A 19878-nucleotide genomic window follows, 5' to 3' on the forward strand; every position below is an offset into this window, starting at 1 on the left:
GCTTTTTAGCTTAGCCTGCCAAATGCGACGGGTTAGCGTGGTACAAACTCTAGCACGGTAGCATTAATGCAATAGCGTGTCGTGCCATTCGGGCCATCATTAAAGCGATGTCCTAAATGAATACCTGATACCGCCGCCACAATTTCGGTGCGGATCATGCCATGGCTGTAATCAGTGCGGGTGGTTACCGCGCCATCAATCGCTTTTTTAAAGGATAACCAACCGCTGCCCGAGTTAAAACGATCTCGGGTGTCAAATAACGGTGCGCCGCTAAACGCATCAACAAATACGCCGTCAGGGGTATTTTTAAATATTTCATATTGTTTACAGAAAGGCCGGTCGGTATCACTTTGAAAGGCCACTTGATAACTTTCGCTATCAGCACCGACACTGAATAAACCCAATGCCTTATAAAATACCTCTGGCTCCATATAGCCTTGTACGCCAAAGACTTCTACCCCGTTTTCGATAAATAACAGGGTGGGGGTTGCCCAAGTGGGCGTGGTGATGGTTAAACCCTCTAACTGGCTGGCTAAGCGATAATGTAGCGGGATCTTACCCTGATATTTACTGCTGACATTGGCTTTGAATTTTTCGCAATATGGGCAATATTCCGCAGCATCAATCATCACAATGTGTTTGCCTTTTAATAAAGCGCTGTTGTCCACCGCCGGCGCGGCGGTAACATTTGAGCTATCAAAGCGCACGCCGGTTGCATGATCTGGGCAATAGCCATTGGGATTTTTGGCGATGTAATCTTGATGAAAATCTTCGGCGGGAAAAAATTGGTTTAATGGCTGTATTTGCGTTTGGATCTCGCCATAACCGGCTGCCGTAAGCAGAGGCTGATATTGCGCCGTCACTTGCTTAGCGATTTTTTGTTGCTGTTCATTTTGAAAGAAAATGGCCGAGCGATATTGCGTACCCACATCATTACCTTGGCGATTGCGCTGTGTGGGATCATGCATTTCATAAAAGCGCTGTAACAAGGTTTCGAGGCTGACTAATTCAGGTTGAAAAGTCACTCGAACCACTTCGGCATGGTTATTAGGGTTAAATTTGTTGCGCTGCTGGGTAATCACCCGATAGCTTGGTTCCACACCATTGCCACCGGCGTAACCTGACTGCACATCCGTGACCCCTGGCATCGCTTCGAAGCGTTTTTCTACACCCCAAAAGCAACCGGCGCCCAGCACTATGGTTTCAAGCTGCATACTGGCTTGCGGTGTAGTTGCCATTAATGGCGTGGTTAAAAAGAAAATACTGAACAAAAAGCTGCTAACGATGTTGCTTAAAATACGCATGTTACTGCCCTCAATGACGAGTTTTAATCTACGTTGCGTTATTGGGGATAGACCATTTCAATGCCAATCAGTTCGGGTTGTTACCGAGAGAGTGTTTGTTTCATCCTTTATTTTCCTGCGTTTATCAGATGCTTTCCTTAGCTAAGCCGAAGTGCCTTGTTGCCTCTGAGGTCTTTGCTAATACTCACTGCAAGCCAAACAACCAATAGGTAAATAACGATGAAAATTGAACACGAAGTAAAAGTATTGCGCGTTACCGCTTTGACCAGCTTAGTTTTGTCTTTAAGTTTATGTTTGATGGGTATGAAATCATCTAATGACGGGCGTTTTGAGACCTTAACCGTTGAGCGCTTAAACATTATTGAAGCGGATGGTACCGTGAGAATGCTGTTAACGAACACTGCGCGCTTTCCTACTACCGAAGAAGTGAATGGCAAGGTGTTAAACGAGGATCGTAAAAAGCGCGCCGGCATGTTGTTTTTTAATGAAGAGGGTATGGAAGCCGGTGGTTTTATTTACGATGGTGCGAAAAATGCGAACGGTCATAGCGCGGGCATGTCGATGACTTTCGATAAATACGATGGTGATCAAGTCATGCAGCTGCTAACCGTTGATGAACAGCGTGGTGATAAGCGTATTATTCGCTCTGGGTTGGCTTTTAATGATCGTCCTGCAGCAGAAACCCAAGATGGCGTGCGGAAAATTATGCGCGAGTTGGCACAAATTACCGATCAATCACTAAAACGGCAGAAGATACAAGAATATCAAGATGCCGGACTAATTGGCGGCGCACCCCGTATCTTATTAGGAAAAACTGCACAGCAAAACAATGGTTTGTTTCTTTTTGCTAAAGATGGTTCGCCACGTGCGATGTTTTATGTAGACGAAAACGATGAAGTGCAGTTAAAGTTTATGGACGCAGCCGGCGAAGTGACGCGTTCATGGTCAAGTACTGCGGCTAAATAATGGATAAGGCGGCAATGGCCGCCTTTGTCACTTTCCAAGGACAGACAGGAACTGATTATGTTGCAGCGGTTTTACGCCTACTTACAAGTTGACCGGCCTTTTTTACTAGGTATTTTCTGCTTTAGTTATTTTTTAGTCATTAGTAACCGCGTGCGAGCGGGTATGGTGTCTTGGTATACCTTTACGCCCGAAGCGCCCATTGTCACGTTTTTTTCCGCCTTGCTTATTTTTTTGTTGGTGCGTTATTGCTTAAACCGGTTTCAACATAACGATGACGGCCAGCTCAGTTGGTTGAAGATGTTGCAGATTATCTTTGTCTCTCTGCTAGTCTATTTAGCCGCTAATAACAGCATTAGTGTTCTGATTTCCTTGATGTTTAACACTGTCGAACGTAATTTCTCACCGAATTTGCTGTTAAGCAAAAATTTAGGTGATATTGTCGATGTGGTGTTATTCGCTGGTATTTATTTGGCGCGTTATCATTGGCAGGCGGCCAGTCGTTATCAACAACAAGTTGCCGATTATAATCAACAGCTGGCGCAATTAACTATTCAGCAATTAAAAGCGCAACTGAACCCGCACTTTATTTTTAACGCGTTAAACACTTTAGATGAGTTGATCAGTGTCGATCAAAAACAGGCCAGCCGCTATTTGCATGACTTTGCCGCGCTCTATCGGTTATCTATGCACAATGCTACGCAGCAGTTAGTGCCGCTGGCACAAGAGATAGAGTTTGCGGAATATTATTTTAAATTAATGCAAACTCGTGTTGGACCTGGTTATCAGTTGGTCATTGATCCGGCTTTGCGCTCCAATCAAAGCTTGATGCCACCCTTTAGTTTGCAGTTATTACTCGAGAATGTGTTTTTACATAACCAAGGCAGCCTGGCAGCGCCGTTGCTGGTGGATATTTCACTACAGCAACAACGTGTGGTGGTCCGTAACCCGTTACAGCCGAGCGCCAAAAAATCACGTAGCGGTAATGGTATCGGTCTAACAAATTTAGCTAAACAGTTTTTGTTTTTAACCGGCCGTAATTTAGATATCAGTCAGGCAAATCAGCGCTTTAGTGTAAGCTTGCCGTTATTAGAGGAGCAGCAACGTGTTTAGGGTAGCCATTGTGGAAGATGAGCCATTGGCGCGTAGCAAGTTACGGCGGTTGATTGCCGAATTACCTGATCCGATGGAAGTCGTCGCTGAACTGGCGACAATAAAAGAAACGGCCGCTTTTTTAACGAGCGGCCAGGCTGTTGATGTGATTTTTTCTGATATCGAGCTGGCGGATGGCAATGTGCTGACCACTTATCAACAAATTCCGCCTCGCTGCCCGCTGATTTTTATTACCGCTTATGATCAATTTATGTTGTCGGCTTTTGATAGTCAGGGCATTTCCTATTTACTTAAACCCTATAACAGTGAAAAGCTGTTGCAGGCTTGGCAGAAATTTCGCTTATTAAGTGCCAAAACCGTTACTGCGCAGCCTGATCTCTCCAAGCTGACTGCCTTCTTAGCGCAGTGGCCTGCAACCCCTGCCGTGGCCAGTTATGCCACGCGCATAGCGATACGGCAGCAGCAACAGATTTACTTTTTGGATATAGCCGATATCAGCTATATCCAAGCTGATGGTGGCCTGATTATGGCGTTTGATGCGGCAGGAAAGCGGCATTATTTGCCTTACACGAGCTTGCAAGCGGTAGAGGCGATTTTAGATCCGCAACGTTTTTTTCGAATTAATCGCAGCGAATTAGTGCAAACGCATTACATTGAGCGGTTAGAGCGCTTTTGTAAAAATACGCTCACGGTCTTTCTTCGTTCTGGCGTGCAGTTAAAAACCAGCCAAAGCCGAACCAGCGAGTTTAGTCGCTGGTTGGGTATTTAGTTGCTTAAACAAAGGTGAGTACTAGGCTAATAATCACGCCGGTTATCAGCAGCTGCATTAAACAAAACCCCATGATGTCTTTGGCTTTTAAACCGGCAATAGCCAGCACAGGCAAGGCCCAAAATGGCTGGATCATATTAGTCCAAGCATCGCCCCAAGCCACCGCCATGGCAACGCGACTAATATCAGCGCCTAACTCCAGCGCAGCCGGTAACATTACTGGGGCTTGCACTGCCCACTGCCCCCCACCAGAGGGCACAAAAATATTAACGATACCGGCACTGATAAAGCTAAAAAACGGCAAACTTTCTGCACTAGCAAAACTAACAAACCATTCTGACATGCTTTGTGCTAAACCCGACTGAATCATAATAGCCATAATGCCAGCGTAAAATGGGAATTGGATCACAATACCGGCGCCGCCTTGCACCGCTTGTTGCAAGCTATGCAGTAAACGCCGTGGTGTTCCATGCAGCACGATCGCTAAAAATAGGAATAAGTAATTAACGATGTTTAAATTAAGGCTGCCACCTTTGACAAAATACTGGACTAAATAAGCAACACCCGCAAAGCCGACGAGCAAAGCTAATAGTAGGCTATTTTCAAGTTTATCTGCCGGGCGCTGCTGGGTGATTTCTGGTAAAGGCGTGTCATCGAGTTTAGCGGGGTCGACATAGATACTGTCTTTTGCTGACGGTAGCATCAGGTAGTTTACCAGCGGCACTGCAACAAATAGCAAGGCCAGTAATATCAAGTTAAAGTGCGCGAAGATAGTCTCACTGGTTGCGATTAAGCCAATTTGCGCTTCGGCAAAATGTCCTGGTGTCGCAATGGTCAGCGGCACCGAACCGGCTAAACCACCATGCCATACAATAAAGCCTGAATAAGCACTGGCTACCAATAAGCGATAATCCACTTTGATTTGTCGGGCTAATGCTTTGGCAAATAATGCGCCGACCACTAGGCCAAAACCCCAGTTAAGCCAACTGGCGAATAATGAAATCACGCTAACTAACACAATGGCTTGGCCCGGCGTTTTGGCCAGCATAGCTAAGCGATCTAAAATGGCTTTTACCAAGGGCGTACTGGCCAGCATGTAGCCGGTAACCAGCACCAACAGCATTTGCATGGCAAAACTGAGTAAGCCCCAAAAGCCATCTCCCCATTGTTGTAATACTTGCTGCGGCGACTGCTGTTCAAACAGCACTGCGGCAGCAAATACCACTATGGTGAGTAGTAAGACAAAGATATAAGGATCAGGTAGATAACGTTCGACTAAGCGAACAAAGGGTTTCGCAGCGGTATTAAGCATCATCAACTCTTTTTATAATAATAATAGGCTTAACTTTAAAACAGCTTAGCCAAACAACACAACCGCTACAAGGCGTTAGCCGCAGCACACTTTAGTCTTATGCCAAGAGTGATTAAACGTAAAGGCACTGGCTTCGCCTTGTCGCTTTAGCGTATGCTTAGGTTTTGTGTCTATCCGGAAAAATTAATGAAATTATCTCGTTTATTAGCCACGACAGCGTTGTTAGTTGGCAGCACCTTAATGGCGCCGTTACATGCGACCATCGTGCAATTTAATACGTCGTTGGGCAACTTTGAAGTCAACTTATTCGACGAAACCACGCCAAAAACCGTAGAAAACTTTTTAAGTTACGTTAAAGATCAAAGCTACGATAATAACGTGGTGCATCGTTTGGTGCCGGGCTTTATTGTGCAAGGTGGCGGTTTTGTTTACACCGGTCAGGTGCCGTTTGGGAATGTGGTGGCTAAGGCTGCAGTACAAAATGAACCGAAATGGTCTAATCGACGTGGCACTATCGCTATGGCTAAAATTGGCGATCAACCCAACAGTGCAACTAGCCAATGGTTTTTCAATTTAGTGGATAACCAAACCAACTTAGATGCGCAAAATGGCGGTTTTACCGTATTCGGTCAAATCTCTGTGCAAGGTTTGGAGATTTTGCAGCAAATGGCACAATTACCTACTTATAATTTTGGTGGCGCCGCAACCAACATTCCACTGCGTAATTATACGTCAGCCGATTTTGCCGCCGGTAAAGCCCTAACGGCTGACAACTTGGTGCTGATTGAAAGTGTGTTTGTGATTGATACTCGAGTTAACACTGCTGCCGGTTTAACCCCTGTAGCCAATACTTTAGCAAGTAATGGCACTTCCGAAGGCGATTCAGGCTCGGGCTCGATTAATTGGCTCGTGTTGTTATTATTGCCATTAGCGGCTTTACGTTTGCGTGCCGCTCATCGTAGCTAAGGCTTGTTGACGTTTGCTGTTTAGATTTTGTTCGTTTGGCGATGTTTTGATTGCGAAATGAGTGCGTTAAGCTTTTCAGGCCGTTTACTAAAAAAGGGTTGCGGCCTTAAACCATTTTTTATCTCTTCCTCGCGCGACTAACAGCAGGCTTAACGTGATGGATGTTTCTACCCTTCTCAAACAACTACCTGTGGCCACGCAACCGGCTTATCGGCAAGTTTTACAATTGTTATTGCAGCAAATCATACCTTTGGCACGGCCTTTAGTGCTGGGTATTAGCGGTGCGCAAGGCAGCGGTAAAAGCACCTTGGCCAAATTGCTGTGTGGCTTGCTGCAACAGCAGGGTATTTCGGCCGCCACCGTGTCGCTAGACGATTACTATTTGTCGCAACATGCTCGGCGACAGTTAGCCGCGCAAGTGCATCCGTTGTTGGCCCAACGTGGAGTACCCGGCACACATGACATTCATAAAGCATTAGCGGATGTGCAAGCGGTACTCGCTGGGCAGGCTGTAGCATTGCCACAATTTGATAAGGCGATGGACGATCGGCTAGCTGACTTACCCAAACAACAGTTTGATGTGCTGATTGTTGAAGGCTGGTGTTTAGGTGTGGAAGCCGAAGCTGCTGAGGTGTTGGCGCAGCCTGTAAATGATTTTGAAGCCGCTGCCGACGCTAAGGGCGTGTGGCGTAGCTATGTTAATCAGCAACTGGCCGGTAGTTATGCCGAGTTATGGGCTTTCTTACAGCCGCTGATTTGGTTAAAAGCGCCTGATTGGTCCAGTGTTTGTCGTTGGCGAGCTCAGCAAGAGCAGCAATTATGGCAGCAACGAGGTAAAGGTATGTCGGCTACTGAATTGGCTGCTTTTATGTTGCCCTTTCAGCGGCTGACTCAAGCCAGTTGGCAGCAGTTGCCGACACGAGCAAATTACACTATTGTACTAAATGAGGCACAGCAACCGTTGCTCAGCCCTGGAGGCTGCTGGTGATTTACACACATCGTTTGACACTTCGGCCACTGACCCTTGCTGATGCACCTTTTATGCTGAGGTTATTAAATGATCCGGGCTTTTTGCAACATATTGGCGATCGCGGGGTACGCGATTTGGCTGGCGCTGAGCAGCATTTGCAACAAGGGCCGTTGAAAAGTTATCAACAATACGGTTTTGGCTTGCGGGCAATGGAGCACACCGCCACCAAACAGTTGATTGGTATCTGTGGTTTATTGCAGCGCGAACAGCTTGATGCGCCCGATCTTGGTTATGCCTTGCTCGAACCTTATCAGCAACAAGGTTTTGCTTATGAAGCTGCCAAGGCCGTGTTGCAGTGGGCGGTTACGCTACGGATACCATCGTTGTATGCCATTGTTAATGAAGATAATACGGCTTCGCAGGCCCTGTTACACAAGTTGGGTTTTGCTTACCATAGCCCCTTTAGTTTAACGCCTGAACAGACCGGTTGGTTATATCAACGAGCATTACCAATAGCTTAAATGACGTTGCTAAACACCGCCGCTTAACAGCCACATTCCTGTAGTTTCCGTTCTAGTTGCGCAATACGCTCCTGTGCTTGTTCACGATAGCGTGTTAAACGCTCGATGGTCGCGGCTGAATTGCTCTTCACAAAACTCACTTGTTCTTCAAATTGCACTTTCTGTTTATTAAATTGAAAGCGTTCTAGTTGAATTTGCTGCACCGCCTCGCGCTGTTGTGCTAATTCTTCCCGTAACTGTTTGATCGTTTCGCGTTGCTCGGCCTGATGTTGCGAGGTAATGCTATTTTGATGTTTCAACAATGCTAAATGAGCGCGTAATTGTTCCACATTGTCGCATTGTTCAGGGTTATTCGGTTGCAACAAGGCTTTTAATTCGGCTAATTCGTGTTGCACGTTATGCAGTTGATCCGCTTGTGCTGCATTAATGGCTAGCGCCTCATCCCGCTCTGCTGTTAACGCACTGAGTTGCTCGCTTTGCGTTGCCTGCTCGGTGGCACTGTGTTGTGGCGAGGCCAGTTGTTGCAGTAAGTCTTGGTGCTGTTGCTGCAGTTGTTGCAATTCTTGCTGTAACTGAAGGTTTTCTGTTGCCGTGGCCTGCTCGGCGGCACTGTGTTGTGGCATGGCCAGTTGTTGTAGTAAGTCTTGGTGCTGTTGCTGCAGTTGTTTTAATTCTTGCTGTAACTGAATGCTGTCGGCTAATGCAGATGGCTCTGCTGTGGTTTTTTGACGGCGTATCTGACTCAACAGCGTATCGCGCTCAGAGCTGAGTTCAGCACATTGCTCGGAATATTCGGCCAGTTGCTGATGGATCTGTTTTTTCATTTCAAAGTGTTGGCGTTGCTGCTCTGTCAATCGTTGTTGTAAGGCATCATACTCGGCCTGTAGCTCAGAAAAATGCTGTTGCTCTTGTTGATACTGCGCCACCGCGTTTTGCGCTGCACTTAACGCTTGCTCGGTGTCTTGCTGTGCGCTTTTAGTCTGCTGCAACGTTGTTTCAAGTACTTCGAGTTGCGTTTGAGCTGTGCTTAATTGCTCAGCCAGTTGTTGCTGTGCCGCCTGCTTTTCCTCTAATTGAGCAATTAACTGCTGTTGTTGTTGATACTGTTGTTGTAACTCAGACAATTGCTGCTCGGTGTCGTTAAGCTGTGCTTGCTTTGAGGCGAGAGCGGTTGCGTGTTCAGAGGCTTGAGCATTGGCGGCGGCCACGGCCGCTTGGCTGGCGGTTAGTTGCTCCGTTGCCTTGCTCAGTTGTTGTTCTAACTGGCCCAGTTGTTGTTGCAAAGCGGTGCGTTCTTGTTGCAGGCTGGCAAAGTGTTCTGCCTGAGTGGTCAGTTTCTGTTGTTGGCTGTGCAATGTTTGCTCTAAAGCCGTTTTACGCTGTTCCAACTGCTGCCATTGCTGCTGTGCCTGTTGTAAGTGCTCAACCGCAACCACTTCACCTTGCAGTGCTTCGGCTAATTGTTTTTGCAACTGCGCCGTTTGTTGCGCGCCTTGTCGCTCGGTTTCACGCAGAAACGCTTGCATAAAATCGTCACTGAGTATTGGCGCTTGCTCAAGCTGTCGCTGTTGAGCTTGCTCGTATCGCCACTTTTTATAGTGTGCTATCACCGTTGCTTGTGCGTCAGACACTTTAGACAAAACATAATCTAGCGACACGGTTTTACCGGTACTTTCTAGATCATCACAAATTCTTTTAACATCAGTATATTGCGACATTTTCTACGCCCTCACAGCGAAGCAGCAAAACCAGAGTAGGCAAGGAACCCATATTCACAGCATAGAAAATAGCCAAGTTGCCAGCAATATTGATCTACTGATTAATTATGTTGCGAGTGTTTTTTAAACCTTAAAGTTTTTAAGTAATTAAAATAATTCAGTTTATTTTTTATTTGGCGAGTTAAGTTAACGGTCAAAATTGTGGTTTTAAACATCAATATAATCCTTAGGTATTAGTCAGTGTCACAAGTTTTTGCTATTTAATGTTAGGCAAGGTAAATTAACTGATTATTTGTACAGTGTTTTGTCTGATGATTTTATACATTGCAGAAAAGCCCAGCGTTGGCCGTGCCGTAGCCGATGTGCTCCCCAAACCACAGCAAAAAGGCGATGGCTTTATTAAAGCCGCCAATGGCGATGTGGTGACTTGGTGTATTGGTCATTTACTGGAACAGGCAGAACCTGAAGCCTACAATGCCGATTACAAAAGTTGGCGCAAAGTCCACCTGCCAATTATTCCAATAGAATGGAAACAACACGTTAAGTCGCAAACCCGCCAGCAATTTAATGTGGTTAAAAAACTGATCAAAGAAGCCGATGTGTTAGTGAATATGGGCGATCCGGATCGTGTCGGGCAAATTTTGGTGGATGAAGTGATTAATTATGCGGGGATCAGTCAAGCCAAGCGTGCGGCCACCAAGCGCTGTTTAGTGAATGACATGAATCCGGCGGCGATCAGCAAAGCCTTAAAGGATTTGCGCCAAAACACTGATTTTATTCCGTTAGCCACTTCAGCCTTAGCGCGGGCAAGGGCCGATTGGTTGTATGGTATTAATATGACACGGCTATGTACCTTACTAGGCCAAGAGCATGGTTATCAGGGCGTGTTGTCGATCGGCCGTGTGCAAACGCCGGTGTTGGGGTTAGTGGTGCACCGCGATCTAGAGATTGAACACTTTGTAACGAAACCCTTTTATGAGGTGTGGATAACGCTGCAAACCCTCAGTGGTGAGCAGTTTAAGGCAAAGTGGCAACCGAGTGCCGCCTGCGAGCCTTACATGGACGAAGATGGCCGAGTGTTACTGAAAAAGTTAGCCGACACCGTGTTAGCAAAGGTGAGGGGCCAAACGGGCCAAGTTAAAGCCGTGAAACGCGAACAAAAAAGCCAGGCTGCACCCTTGCCTTACAATTTATCCTCATTACAAATTGATGCGTCTAAACGCTTTAATTTAAACGCGCAAAAAACCTTAGATATTTGTCAGCAATTGTATGAACGCCATAAGCTAATTACCTATCCGCGTTCTGATTGTCGTTATTTACCGGCGGATCACTATGCTGAGCGGCAAAAGGTAAGCCAAGCGATTGCCAGCAGTAGTTCGCAATTAAGTGAGGCCGTGAAAACAGCAGATTTAAACTTAAAAAGTAAGGCTTGGAATGACAGCAAGGTAGGGGCGCACCATGCCATTATACCTACCGAGCGGGTGCTGGATGTGCAGCGTCTTTCGCTAGATGAGCGACATATTTATGAGTTAATTTCCCGACAATATTTAATGCAGTTTTATCCGGCGTTTCGTTATAGCGAGCATCAAATTGATACTGAAGTTGCCGGGGGGTTATTTGTCGCCAAGCAAAAATCGACCGTCGATCTGGGCTGGAAGGCCTTACTTGCACGTTCCGGTTCAACTGACGAAGAGACGAATGAATTCAGTACAGCCTTGCCGGCAGTGCAGCAGGGCGATCAGGTTAATTGTGTTGAAGGGCAACTGGATGAGAAGCAAACCAGCCCGCCGAAGCATTTTACCGACGCTAGCTTACTGGCCGCTATGACCGGCATCGCGCGTTATGTTACCGATCCAGAAATAAAAAAAGTGCTACGCGATACTGACGGTTTAGGCACTGAAGCCACGCGAGCAGGCATAATTGAATTGTTGTTTAAACGACAGTTTTTAACGAAACAAGGTAAAGAGATCCACGCCACACCCATTGGCCGGCAATTAATTCAAAGTTTGCCGCAGCGCATGGTGGTGCCCGATATGACGGCACACTGGGAAGCGCAGCTTGAAGCGATTTGTGAAAAACGCTTGCGATACGACCAGTTTATGCAACCGTTACAACATGGCTTAGTCGAGCTCATTAGCGAAGTTAGCCAGCAACATGGGCAGTTTTCGGGATTAAAAGGGCTGGGTCAAAACCGCTTTAGCCGCAGTAAAATCGGTCGGGCTAAATTTGCCGCCAAGAAAACCAGCAGCAAAGCAGCAAGTAAAACAACCTCAACCAAAAAAGCGGCCGGCAGCACTCGGTCTCGTCGCAGCAGCCAATAAAAAACCGCAGTTACAACCTAACCCAAAAGAGTTATAGCCGCTTAGGCTGTTTACTAATAAAACACAGTAAAACAAGGCTTTTGCGCAATAGCGCTAATTCAGGTGTCGCTAACATGAAGGATGCACTAGGCTATAAATAGAGCAAGATAACCGTAACAGTGCAGTGCTTATAGGCTGGCACTAGCTAAATTGCAAAGATTGCCTACACTTTAATAGTGTCATGGCAGATCAGACAGCCAGCGCTGTTGTACAACAGAGAGGGTGCACAAATGATTTTGTTAGTTGGTGGTGAAAAAGGTGGCAGCGGCAAAAGTTGTCTAGCACAGAATATTGCTGTGTACTTTTCCCGCGAGAAAAATGCTAATGTGATGTTGGTCGATTGCGATCCGCAACGCACCACGTCAGATTGGGTGCAAGAGCGACACATGAATCCAGAATTGCCTTGGCTGAATTGTGTGCAAATGTACGGCAAAATTCGTTATGAGCTGAAAAGCTTAGAAATGCATTACGATGTGGTTGTGGTGGATTGTGGTGGCCAAGACAGTGTGGCTTTACGTTCAGCGATGGTGGTGGCTAGTCATGTATTATTTCCACTAAGACCGAAGCGCCGCGATTTAAAAACACTTGAACACCTTGAAGATTTGGTCAGTGCCTGTAATGTAGTTAATCCAGAGATGATTGTGGGTTGTGTTTTAACCCAGTGTCCGTCACTACCTAATCAAGCTGGGCGCATTTTAGATGCAAAAGAGGTCTGTAAGAGCTTTAATTTACGTGTGCTCGACAACATTACTTACAGTCGCAACATTTATGACGATAGCGAAGAAAAAGGCTTATCGGTAATGGATGTGGATAATGAAGGTAAAGCAGCCTCGGAAATGAAATCGATTATTGAAGAATTGCTATCCATGAGGGCGATACAACAAGATGGCGCTAAGCGACCTGAAGAAAAAGTCTTTGCCGTCAAATAAACCCAGTTTTACCACTGAAGAGTTTATTGATGATGCAAATAATTATGCCTTGGGGCTGCCGCAAATTGTCAGCTTGCGGCAACTATTACCAGACGAGGATGAAACGGCTAAACTGCCGATGCGCCATGCTACTTTTACGTTAAGCGAAGAGGCGATTGCCGCCTTAGCCGAGTTAAGTGAATTAACCGGTGAATCTAAATCGAAACTGATCCGCACCTTAATTAAACGCGCCACGCAGTCAGTGCAAATTGATTTGGCGCGCTTAAAACCCACAACATCAAAAAAAGACTAACGATTCCACCGGTGTTTTGTAAGTTAGTTAACTAAAAACGCGTAGGCAGTTACATAAGCCGTTTCTTGAAAAACTTTTAGGCCGGTTGATTTAAAATCTACAGGTAAAGGATGACGTTTAATGCGATCTTTTACTGCCGCACCCGACAAAATGGTGGTGGGACAAGTGGAAATTAATTGAATTGCCGCTTCAATTTTAAACCCTACCGCACCGCCCGCAAATTTACCCTTTTGTGGCCGTTCTTTGATGATCAGATGCTCAATTTTATAATCTTCGACCAGTTTTTTTATCGCAAATTGAAATTTTTGTACGCTTTCAGCTAGTTGATCATGGCTTAGCGCGATTCGATTAACCCGACATTCCGGAAGATCAAATAAGCCGTCTTCTAAATTCATTAAACATAAAATGGCTTCACTGCCTTTTATTTCGATCCCGCAGACGCGCATGGCAATTTCCTGTTAGTTATCTTGTAATTGGTTTAAATGTTTTTCGATAATGCGGCAGCTTTTTTGCTGCACCTCACCAAAAAGCAAAGAATTAAATTCTTGGTTTACGCAGTAGGTTTGCCGATATTCCAAAATACTGCTTCGACTGGCTGCCGCATTGTTTAGCAATTTTTGTTGGCCAACTCCAAGGTTCTCAGTTAAGGCGGTAAATTCGCGTTGTACCGCAATCACCCCACGATCTTCTTGCTGCCAGCTTTCAGACACCACAGACTCTACCTTGTTAAAAAACATATCTCGGTAGGTTTTGAGTGGCTCTCTGCCAGAAAAAGTGATTAAAAGTAAGATAATAAGGGCAAACCAAAAAAACTTCTTCATAGTTAAGGCTTATAATTGCAAGCGATGCCTCATTCTAGCGGAATTCAAACGCTTTCGCATTAAAGTGTTGTGATATATGGCGCTAGCTTATTTTATGTCAAATAATTTCGGTAAGAGCCTGATATACTGAGGCCATCACCAGTTGTCACCCAGTGCCATGTTATTGTTGAGGAAGACCAGTGGATAAGCAAAAAATTGATGTTAAAAATATACCGGTTGAAGTGAAAATTCATCGACCTGCCGCTGATACCACAACGAAATATGCTTCACGCGATCGGATCTATATTCGTTCGGTGAAGGGATTACACCAAAGCCTGCGTCGTAATATGGGCTTTATCTTTATGTCGTTGTTTTTTCTTTTGCCATGGATCCCATATCATGGTCAGCAAGCCATCTTGTTGGATATTGGTGAGCAAAAATTTAATATTTTTGCCTTAACCCTGTGGCCACAAGACTTTACCTTATTAGCCTGGATTTTTGTGATTGCCGCTTATGCGTTGTTTTTTGTGACAACCTTTTATGGGCGGGTCTGGTGTGGTTATCTTTGTCCGCAATCGGTGTGGACTTTTACCTTTATGTGGTTTGAAGAGAAGATCCAAGGCACGCGTAATCAGCGCATGAAGCTTGATCAGGCGCCAATGAGTTTTAATAAGTTTTGGAAGAAAGCCCTAACGCATTTTTGTTGGTTGGCTTTTGCATTGTTTACCTCATTAATTTTTGTCGGCTACTTTACGCCGATTGGCCCACTATTCCTTGATTTCTTTACGCTGCAAGCCGGGTTTTGGGCGGTGGTGTCAGTATTGTTTTTTACCTTTTGTACCTATGGTAATGCCGGCTGGATGCGCGAAATTATGTGTACGCATATTTGCCCCTATGCGCGTTTTCAATCAGCGATGTTTGATAAAGACACTTTTACCGTAACCTACGATGAAGCGCGTGGAGAAAACCGTGGACCTCGAAGCCGCAAAGATACCGATTATAAAGAAAAGGGCTTAGGCGATTGTATCGACTGTAACTTGTGTGTGCATGTCTGCCCTACGGGCATCGATATTCGCAACGGCTTACAATATGAATGTATTAACTGTGGCGCCTGTATCGATGCTTGTGACGATACCATGGACAAAATGGGCTATCCCAAAGGCTTGATCAGTTACACCACCGAGCACACGTTACAAGGTAAACCGGCCAAGGTGTTCCGGCCGAAGCTGGTGGGGTATTTCCTTGTCTTAATTTTGGTCTGTGTGGCTTTTGTGGTGAATTTAACTATTCGTAAACCGCTGGAGCTCGACATTATCCGCGATCGTGGCGCCTTGTACCGTGAAACGCCAGAAGGTTTAATTGAGAATACCTATACCCTCAGTATTATCAATAAATCGCAGCAACCTAAAACGCTGAACCTGTCGGTGACGGGCATTGAGCAGTTAAAATGGATTGGTGATACCGAAGTGTTATTAGCCGGGGGCGAAAGCCGCAATGTGGTGATTAGCCTTGCTTTAGACCCTTATTATGCGAAAAAGCCTGTACTAGACGTTAGCTTTACCGTGACGGATGCAGGACAACCTGAGTTAACGATTTCTCAGGAGAATAAATTCTTTGCCGGGCGCTGAGCTGACGCAGCGTTTTGATTTTTCAACGCTGCAGCCCGACCTTATTTTAGATGCGCTGTACCATTATGGTTTCGATGTTAGCACGGGGCTGCTGGCACTGAACAGTTATGAGAATCGTGTTTATCAATTTAGTGCTTATCGTGATGGTGCCGCACAGCCCGAAAAACTGGTGGTTAAGTTTTACCGACCAGAGCGTTGGACCGCTGCGCAGATTGAGGAAGAGCATCAATATGCTTTTGCCTTAGTCGACGCCGACATCCCCGTAGTGGCGCCGCTTCGTTTTGCTGGCAGTAGTTTATTGCATTATCAGGGCTTTTTATTTGCGGTTTTTCCAAGTCGTGGTGGCCGTACTTTAGAAATCGACAATGATGAGCAATTGGCTATGCTGGGGCGGTTTTTAGGTCGGATGCACCAGGTTGGCCGCCAGCAACCTTTTCGTGAACGCCCCACTTTAACCGTCGAAAGTCATTTAATTGAAAGCCAGCAAGTATTAGCCAGCTTAAGTTTAATTCCTACTTATCTGCGGCCGGCCTTTGACAGCGCTTTAGCGCAGGTGATTGCCGAAGCCAGTCGACAATATCGGCCCGCTCAGCTGATCCGGCTGCATGGTGATTGTCATGCAGGTAATCTCTTTTATACGGGCAATGGCCCGTTTTTTGTCGATTTAGATGATTGTCGCATGGGGCCGGCGATGCAGGATATCTGGATGATGCTGTCCGGTGATCGGCAACAGCAGCGCTTCACCCTTGAGTTAATGCTAGAAGAGTACGAGCAGTATTGTGAATTTGATCCGGCCGAGTTAAAACTGATCGAGCCATTACGCGCTATGCGTATGATCCATTATATGGCATGGTTAGCACGGCGTTGGGAAGATCAAGCTTTTGTGATGAACTTTCCATGGTTTGGTACAGACAAATACTGGGAACAGCAGTGTCTGGCGCTAAAAGAGCAACTGTCATTATTACAGCAACCCCCTTTAAGCTTAGTGCCAGACTATTAACAATTTGCTAAGCTAGTGCGCAAAATGACCCAGCAGTATGACTAAACAGAGGTAAATAATGAAAAAGTGGTTAGTAGCAGCCGTCGCTGCCGTCTTGTTACCCTTGTCGGCATTCGCCAACAATTACGAAGAAGGCAAGCATTACGAAGTGATATCAGAACAAAAAACAGCTAAGCCAGAAGTGAAAGAATACTTTTCTTTCTATTGTGGTGGTTGTTACGCTTTTGAGCCGATTGCCCAGAGTTTATCGAAAAACTTACCTGCCGGTACCGAGTTCAAAAAATCACATGTCGACTTTATCCGCGCCGCTTCACCTGAAGTTCAAAATGCCTTAGCGCGTGCTTATGTCTCTGCTAAAAACCTAGGTAAAGGCGATGAAATGGCCACAGCTATTTTTAATCAAATTCATAAAAGCCGCGTACCATTTCGGGCAGAAGACGATGTGCGCAGCCTGGCGCTGATTAATGACATTGATGCAGAAGCCTTTGATAAAGCCATGCGCAGCTTCCCAGTGCGCGGAGCGGTAGGCCAAATGGCACGTGAGCAAGAACAATTAAGTGAAAGCCGTGTTCTAACGGGTGTGCCAATGTTGGTTGTTAACGGTAAATATAAAATCAATAATCAAAACTTAGATCAACGCAATCTGCAAACAGATATGCAAAACCTTATCGAGTTTTTATTAAAGAAAGACTAGTTATATCTTGCTAATAAAAAGGGCCTGCATGCTGATAATGCAAGTCAGTTAAGCATGACCTGTTTGCTCTAAATCAACCGTTGAAGGCCATGGATGGCCGGAATCGAGCCTCAGGGATGATTCATGGCGTGTTGATGTGAGCAAACCGTGTCATGCTAAATACTAAACTGATCGTCATTACAGCATGCTGGCCCTTTTCTATACGCTTAATCAGCAATCTCAACAGCCGTAGGGACTAACTGATAAGCCTCCGCTTTACCTTCAGCTTGTGGCCAAACTTTAACGATACCTTTTGCATAAGCCGTTTTGCCTTTCGCGCTTAATGGAAACACCATATCGCCATCTTTTACTTTGATGCGAAAGCGAGACTCTGCTTCATCGCTTGCGAGTGTCATCCAGCAATGCATTTTGGTACAAACGGCGGTGACAGTACCTTCAATGGTAATTTCTTTATCAAGATAGGTGGCAGGCGATGCTAATACCGAGGCTACGCTGGTCAATGTGGTTTTATCAAGGTTCTCACCAAAGGTAGTGGCTGCAGATAAACTGGCCGCAAAACAAAGTGACGCTAAGCTGAAAAGTGCTTTCATGGTTTCTTCCTACAAAGGCCAAAAGAACAATAATGCCGGCACACCGACGACAAGAACAACAATTTGCATCGGCAAACCAAGCTGCCAGTAATCCGTAAAGCTAAAACCACCCGGGCCTAAAATCAAGGTATTATTTTGATGGCCAATAGGGGTTAAAAAGGCGCAAGAGGCACCGATAGCAATAGTCATCAGTAGCGTATCGGGGTTTACGTCAAGTTGTGTGGCTAAACTGATGGCAATGGGGCACATCATCGCGGCTGTGGCGGCATTATTTAAAAAAGACGTTAGAACAATAGTGAGGATTAATAAACTGATTACCGTTAGCTGTGGGTCTGCTTTACCGACTAAGTCGAGCATACTTACGGCTAATAAATCCCCTGCACCCGTCGAGCTCATGGCCCCGGCAACGGGGATTAAACAGCCTAATAACACGATCACCGGCCAATCAATTGCACTATAGACCTTGCGCAACGGAATCACATGAAAGGCCATGATCAACAACATGCCGGCAGCAAAAGCCACGGCGGCCGGTAATAATCCTACCGAAGCCGACAGTACGGCTGCGAGCATAAAGCCACTGGCCAGTAAGGTTTTGCGTTTATCCGGCACCTGAATTTGCCGCTCAGCCAAAGGCACACAGCCAAAATCGGTAGCGAAGTTTTGTAAGGCTTGGCTGTTGCCTTGCATCAAGATCACATCCCCGGCTTGAAACCGAGTACGGCGTACCCGTTTAACTGAGCGATTACCGTGGCGTGATAACGCTAACAAGTGAATATTAAAGCGCCGGCGCATTTGAATTTGCACGGCGGTGCGGCCAATAAGATCGGAGTTGGGTAACAGTGTTAGCTCAATCAAACTGACGTCAGGGCTGACTAAGGTTTTTTCTTTAGAGGGGGGAATATCGGTTTGGCTTTTGGCTAATGCTTTATCTTGTTCTTTTTGCAGCTGCGTATCGGCGCTATCTTCCAGCGCTAATTCTAAGCTCGACAACAATTTACCCAGTGTTTCTGGTTCGGCTTCAATCACTAAAATATCGTTTTCTTTTAGTTGATAAGAGCTAGAAGGAACATGCTCCCGGTACTTGTTTCGTACTATACCCACTACTTGTGAATCGAGTTCATCTAAACTGCGCTCGAGCTCACGTAAGCGGCTACCACAGAATTTACTACTCGCTTTGATCCTAACTTCCGTTAAATATTTGCTGGTTTCAAAGCTACTGAGATCAGCCCGTTGCCGCACCGGCACAAAGCGCCAACCTAATAAACCGATAAATAACACACCCGCTAATGTTACTGCGATGCCCGGCCCCGCAAAGTCAAACATGGCAAAACCTTGACCATGTACCTCGGCTCTAAAGCTGGAAATGATCAAGTTCGGGGGGTACCAATAAGCGTCGTCATACCGCCAAGCATTGAGCCAAAGGCCAATGGCATTAATACTTGGCCGGGTGCCAGATTAATGCGGCTGGCAAGCGGAATGGCCATCGGCATCAATAACGCTAATACGCCAACGTTATTCATAAAACCGGACAGCACCGCCGCAAACGCAGTTAAAGCGGTAATAGTGAGTGTTGGCCCTGCATTAGAGGGTAAAATTTTGTGTGCTAAGACATCAATCGCACCAGTCGTTTGCAGTGCTTGGCTTAAGACCAATACACAGGCAACGGTAATCACCGCGGGGTGACCAAAGCCATTAAAGGCTAGTTCTGCAGGGATCAAACCTACCAAAACGCAGGCTAGTAGGCTAAACAGCGCCACAATGTCGTGTCGCCAACGATCCCAAATAAACAGTACTATGGTGATGCCTAGGATCAAAAAAATCAGTAACTGGTCAAGGGTCATAAAGGTTCCTGTACCAGACAGGGGCAAAGCCACTGTCGAATAACCGCTCTTTCTCTATACTAGGCGGTTATGGGTAGAAGTTACAGCTAAAGAGTTGAAAAGTCGGCC

The 19878-nt window shown here is 45.9% G+C and carries 18 protein-coding genes and 1 pseudogene; 12 read left to right on the forward strand and 7 right to left on the reverse strand.

Annotation, left to right across the window (positions count from 1 at the left end; translation table 11 throughout):
* Positions 1 to 32: 32 nt before the first annotated feature.
* Positions 33 to 1238 (reverse strand): peptide-methionine (S)-S-oxide reductase MsrA, encoded by a 1206-nt coding sequence (gene msrA / locus ACUJFL_RS01395; protein ID WP_445429050.1) that lies wholly within the window; start codon positions 1236 to 1238, stop codon positions 33 to 35.
* A gap of 285 nt (positions 1239 to 1523) precedes the next feature.
* On the opposite strand from msrA, the gene ACUJFL_RS01400 reads away from it, so the two are divergent.
* The 3 genes from ACUJFL_RS01400 to ACUJFL_RS01410 are packed head-to-tail and all read left to right on the forward strand — an operon-like array spanning position 1524 to position 4149.
* The gene (locus ACUJFL_RS01400) at positions 1524 to 2270 is read left to right on the forward strand and encodes a hypothetical protein (RefSeq protein WP_445428265.1); all 747 of its coding nucleotides are present in this window, start codon (positions 1524 to 1526) and stop codon (positions 2268 to 2270) included.
* A gap of 57 nt (positions 2271 to 2327) precedes the next feature.
* Positions 2328 to 3380, forward strand: a complete 1053-nt coding sequence (locus ACUJFL_RS01405) for a sensor histidine kinase (protein WP_445428266.1) — start codon at positions 2328 to 2330, stop codon at positions 3378 to 3380.
* On the forward strand, positions 3373 to 4149 hold the full coding sequence (locus ACUJFL_RS01410; protein ID WP_445425854.1) for a LytR/AlgR family response regulator transcription factor: 777 nt from the start codon (positions 3373 to 3375) through the stop codon (positions 4147 to 4149). Before ACUJFL_RS01405 ends, ACUJFL_RS01410 begins: the two co-directional genes overlap by 8 nt.
* Before the next feature lie 4 nt (positions 4150 to 4153).
* On the opposite strand, the gene ACUJFL_RS01415 is transcribed toward ACUJFL_RS01410, so the two are convergent.
* A complete protein-coding gene (locus ACUJFL_RS01415) occupies positions 4154 to 5461 on the reverse strand; it encodes a short-chain fatty acid transporter (protein WP_445428267.1) in 1308 nt (435 codons plus the stop codon).
* Positions 5462 to 5647: 186 nt separating this feature from the next.
* On the opposite strand from ACUJFL_RS01415, the gene ACUJFL_RS01420 reads away from it, so the two are divergent.
* The 3 genes from ACUJFL_RS01420 to ACUJFL_RS01430 all read left to right on the forward strand — a co-directional run bounded on the left by ACUJFL_RS01420 (position 5648) and on the right by ACUJFL_RS01430 (position 7918).
* On the forward strand, positions 5648 to 6427 hold the full coding sequence (locus ACUJFL_RS01420) for a peptidylprolyl isomerase (protein ID WP_226750615.1): 780 nt from the start codon (positions 5648 to 5650) through the stop codon (positions 6425 to 6427).
* Positions 6428 to 6584: 157 nt separating this feature from the next.
* Positions 6585 to 7415 carry an ATP-binding cassette domain-containing protein gene (locus ACUJFL_RS01425; RefSeq protein WP_445428268.1) on the forward strand — a complete coding sequence of 277 codons (831 nt, stop codon included), beginning with the start codon at positions 6585 to 6587 and terminating at the stop codon, positions 7413 to 7415.
* A complete protein-coding gene (locus ACUJFL_RS01430; RefSeq protein WP_226750613.1) occupies positions 7412 to 7918 on the forward strand; it encodes a GNAT family N-acetyltransferase in 507 nt (168 codons plus the stop codon). The genes ACUJFL_RS01425 and ACUJFL_RS01430 overlap by 4 nt, the downstream gene beginning before the upstream one ends.
* A 23-nt stretch (positions 7919 to 7941) precedes the next feature.
* On the opposite strand, the gene ACUJFL_RS01435 is transcribed toward ACUJFL_RS01430, so the two are convergent.
* Entirely contained in the window at positions 7942 to 9636 is a 1695-nt protein-coding gene (locus ACUJFL_RS01435) for a hypothetical protein (RefSeq protein WP_226750612.1), read from the reverse strand.
* Positions 9637 to 9947: 311 nt separating this feature from the next.
* Between ACUJFL_RS01435 and ACUJFL_RS01440 the strand changes: the two genes are divergently transcribed.
* The 3 genes from ACUJFL_RS01440 (at position 9948) to ACUJFL_RS01450 (ending at position 13217) form a co-directional block, all read left to right on the forward strand.
* On the forward strand, positions 9948 to 11957 hold the full coding sequence (locus tag ACUJFL_RS01440) for a DNA topoisomerase III (RefSeq protein WP_445428269.1): 2010 nt from the start codon (positions 9948 to 9950) through the stop codon (positions 11955 to 11957).
* Positions 11958 to 12226: 269 nt separating this feature from the next.
* Positions 12227 to 12925, forward strand: coding sequence for an AAA family ATPase (locus ACUJFL_RS01445; RefSeq protein ID WP_226750610.1), 699 nt, complete (start codon positions 12227 to 12229; stop codon positions 12923 to 12925).
* Positions 12912 to 13217 carry a ribbon-helix-helix protein, CopG family gene (locus ACUJFL_RS01450; RefSeq protein WP_226750609.1) on the forward strand — a complete coding sequence of 102 codons (306 nt, stop codon included), beginning with the start codon at positions 12912 to 12914 and terminating at the stop codon, positions 13215 to 13217. Before ACUJFL_RS01445 ends, ACUJFL_RS01450 begins: the two co-directional genes overlap by 14 nt.
* A 23-nt stretch (positions 13218 to 13240) precedes the next feature.
* Here the strand turns inward: ACUJFL_RS01450 and ACUJFL_RS01455 are convergent, their stop codons facing one another.
* Both ACUJFL_RS01455 and ACUJFL_RS01460 read right to left on the reverse strand, forming a co-directional pair.
* Complete coding sequence (locus tag ACUJFL_RS01455; protein ID WP_445428270.1) at positions 13241 to 13663, reverse strand: DUF3010 family protein; 423 nt, start codon at positions 13661 to 13663, stop codon at positions 13241 to 13243.
* A 12-nt stretch (positions 13664 to 13675) separates the two neighbouring features.
* Complete coding sequence (locus ACUJFL_RS01460; protein WP_445428271.1) at positions 13676 to 14038, reverse strand: hypothetical protein; 363 nt, start codon at positions 14036 to 14038, stop codon at positions 13676 to 13678.
* A 179-nt stretch (positions 14039 to 14217) separates the two neighbouring features.
* On the opposite strand from ACUJFL_RS01460, the gene ccoG reads away from it, so the two are divergent.
* From ccoG to ACUJFL_RS01475, 3 genes are read left to right on the forward strand one after another with little or no spacing between them, the layout of a single operon-like run.
* Entirely contained in the window at positions 14218 to 15645 is a 1428-nt protein-coding gene (gene ccoG / locus ACUJFL_RS01465) for a cytochrome c oxidase accessory protein CcoG (RefSeq protein ID WP_445425858.1), read from the forward strand.
* Positions 15632 to 16645, forward strand: coding sequence for a serine/threonine protein kinase (locus tag ACUJFL_RS01470; RefSeq protein ID WP_445428272.1), 1014 nt, complete (start codon positions 15632 to 15634; stop codon positions 16643 to 16645). Before ccoG ends, ACUJFL_RS01470 begins: the two co-directional genes overlap by 14 nt.
* A 58-nt stretch (positions 16646 to 16703) precedes the next feature.
* Complete coding sequence (locus tag ACUJFL_RS01475; protein ID WP_306177436.1) at positions 16704 to 17339, forward strand: thiol:disulfide interchange protein DsbA/DsbL; 636 nt, start codon at positions 16704 to 16706, stop codon at positions 17337 to 17339.
* A 206-nt stretch (positions 17340 to 17545) separates the two neighbouring features.
* On the opposite strand, the gene ACUJFL_RS01480 is transcribed toward ACUJFL_RS01475, so the two are convergent.
* Together ACUJFL_RS01480 and ACUJFL_RS01485 are read right to left on the reverse strand one after the other, a co-directional pair.
* The gene (locus ACUJFL_RS01480; RefSeq protein ID WP_445428273.1) at positions 17546 to 17929 is read right to left on the reverse strand and encodes a DUF4920 domain-containing protein; all 384 of its coding nucleotides are present in this window, start codon (positions 17927 to 17929) and stop codon (positions 17546 to 17548) included.
* A gap of 9 nt (positions 17930 to 17938) precedes the next feature.
* Positions 17939 to 19770, reverse strand: a pseudogene (locus ACUJFL_RS01485) (SLC13 family permease).
* Between the last annotated feature and the right edge of the window lie 108 nt (positions 19771 to 19878).

Source organism: Alishewanella sp. HL-SH05 (assembly GCF_052655985.1).

Coding starts and splice junctions, on each gene's coding strand:
- ACUJFL_RS01455 (WP_445428270.1), bottom strand. CDS start 13,663: ATGCGCGTCTGCGGGATCGAAATAAAAGGCAGTGAAGCCATTTTATGT.
- ACUJFL_RS01475 (WP_306177436.1), top strand. CDS start 16,704: ATGAAAAAGTGGTTAGTAGCAGCCGTCGCTGCCGTCTTGTTACCCTTG.
- ACUJFL_RS01440 (WP_445428269.1), top strand. CDS start 9,948: ATGATTTTATACATTGCAGAAAAGCCCAGCGTTGGCCGTGCCGTAGCC.
- ACUJFL_RS01425 (WP_445428268.1), top strand. CDS start 6,585: ATGGATGTTTCTACCCTTCTCAAACAACTACCTGTGGCCACGCAACCG.
- ACUJFL_RS01415 (WP_445428267.1), bottom strand. CDS start 5,461: ATGCTTAATACCGCTGCGAAACCCTTTGTTCGCTTAGTCGAACGTTAT.
- ACUJFL_RS01400 (WP_445428265.1), top strand. CDS start 1,524: ATGAAAATTGAACACGAAGTAAAAGTATTGCGCGTTACCGCTTTGACC.
- ACUJFL_RS01445 (WP_226750610.1), top strand. CDS start 12,227: ATGATTTTGTTAGTTGGTGGTGAAAAAGGTGGCAGCGGCAAAAGTTGT.
- ACUJFL_RS01435 (WP_226750612.1), bottom strand. CDS start 9,636: ATGTCGCAATATACTGATGTTAAAAGAATTTGTGATGATCTAGAAAGT.
- ACUJFL_RS01405 (WP_445428266.1), top strand. CDS start 2,328: ATGTTGCAGCGGTTTTACGCCTACTTACAAGTTGACCGGCCTTTTTTA.
- ACUJFL_RS01420 (WP_226750615.1), top strand. CDS start 5,648: ATGAAATTATCTCGTTTATTAGCCACGACAGCGTTGTTAGTTGGCAGC.
- msrA (WP_445429050.1), bottom strand. CDS start 1,238: ATGGCAACTACACCGCAAGCCAGTATGCAGCTTGAAACCATAGTGCTG.
- ACUJFL_RS01460 (WP_445428271.1), bottom strand. CDS start 14,038: ATGAAGAAGTTTTTTTGGTTTGCCCTTATTATCTTACTTTTAATCACT.
- ACUJFL_RS01480 (WP_445428273.1), bottom strand. CDS start 17,929: ATGAAAGCACTTTTCAGCTTAGCGTCACTTTGTTTTGCGGCCAGTTTA.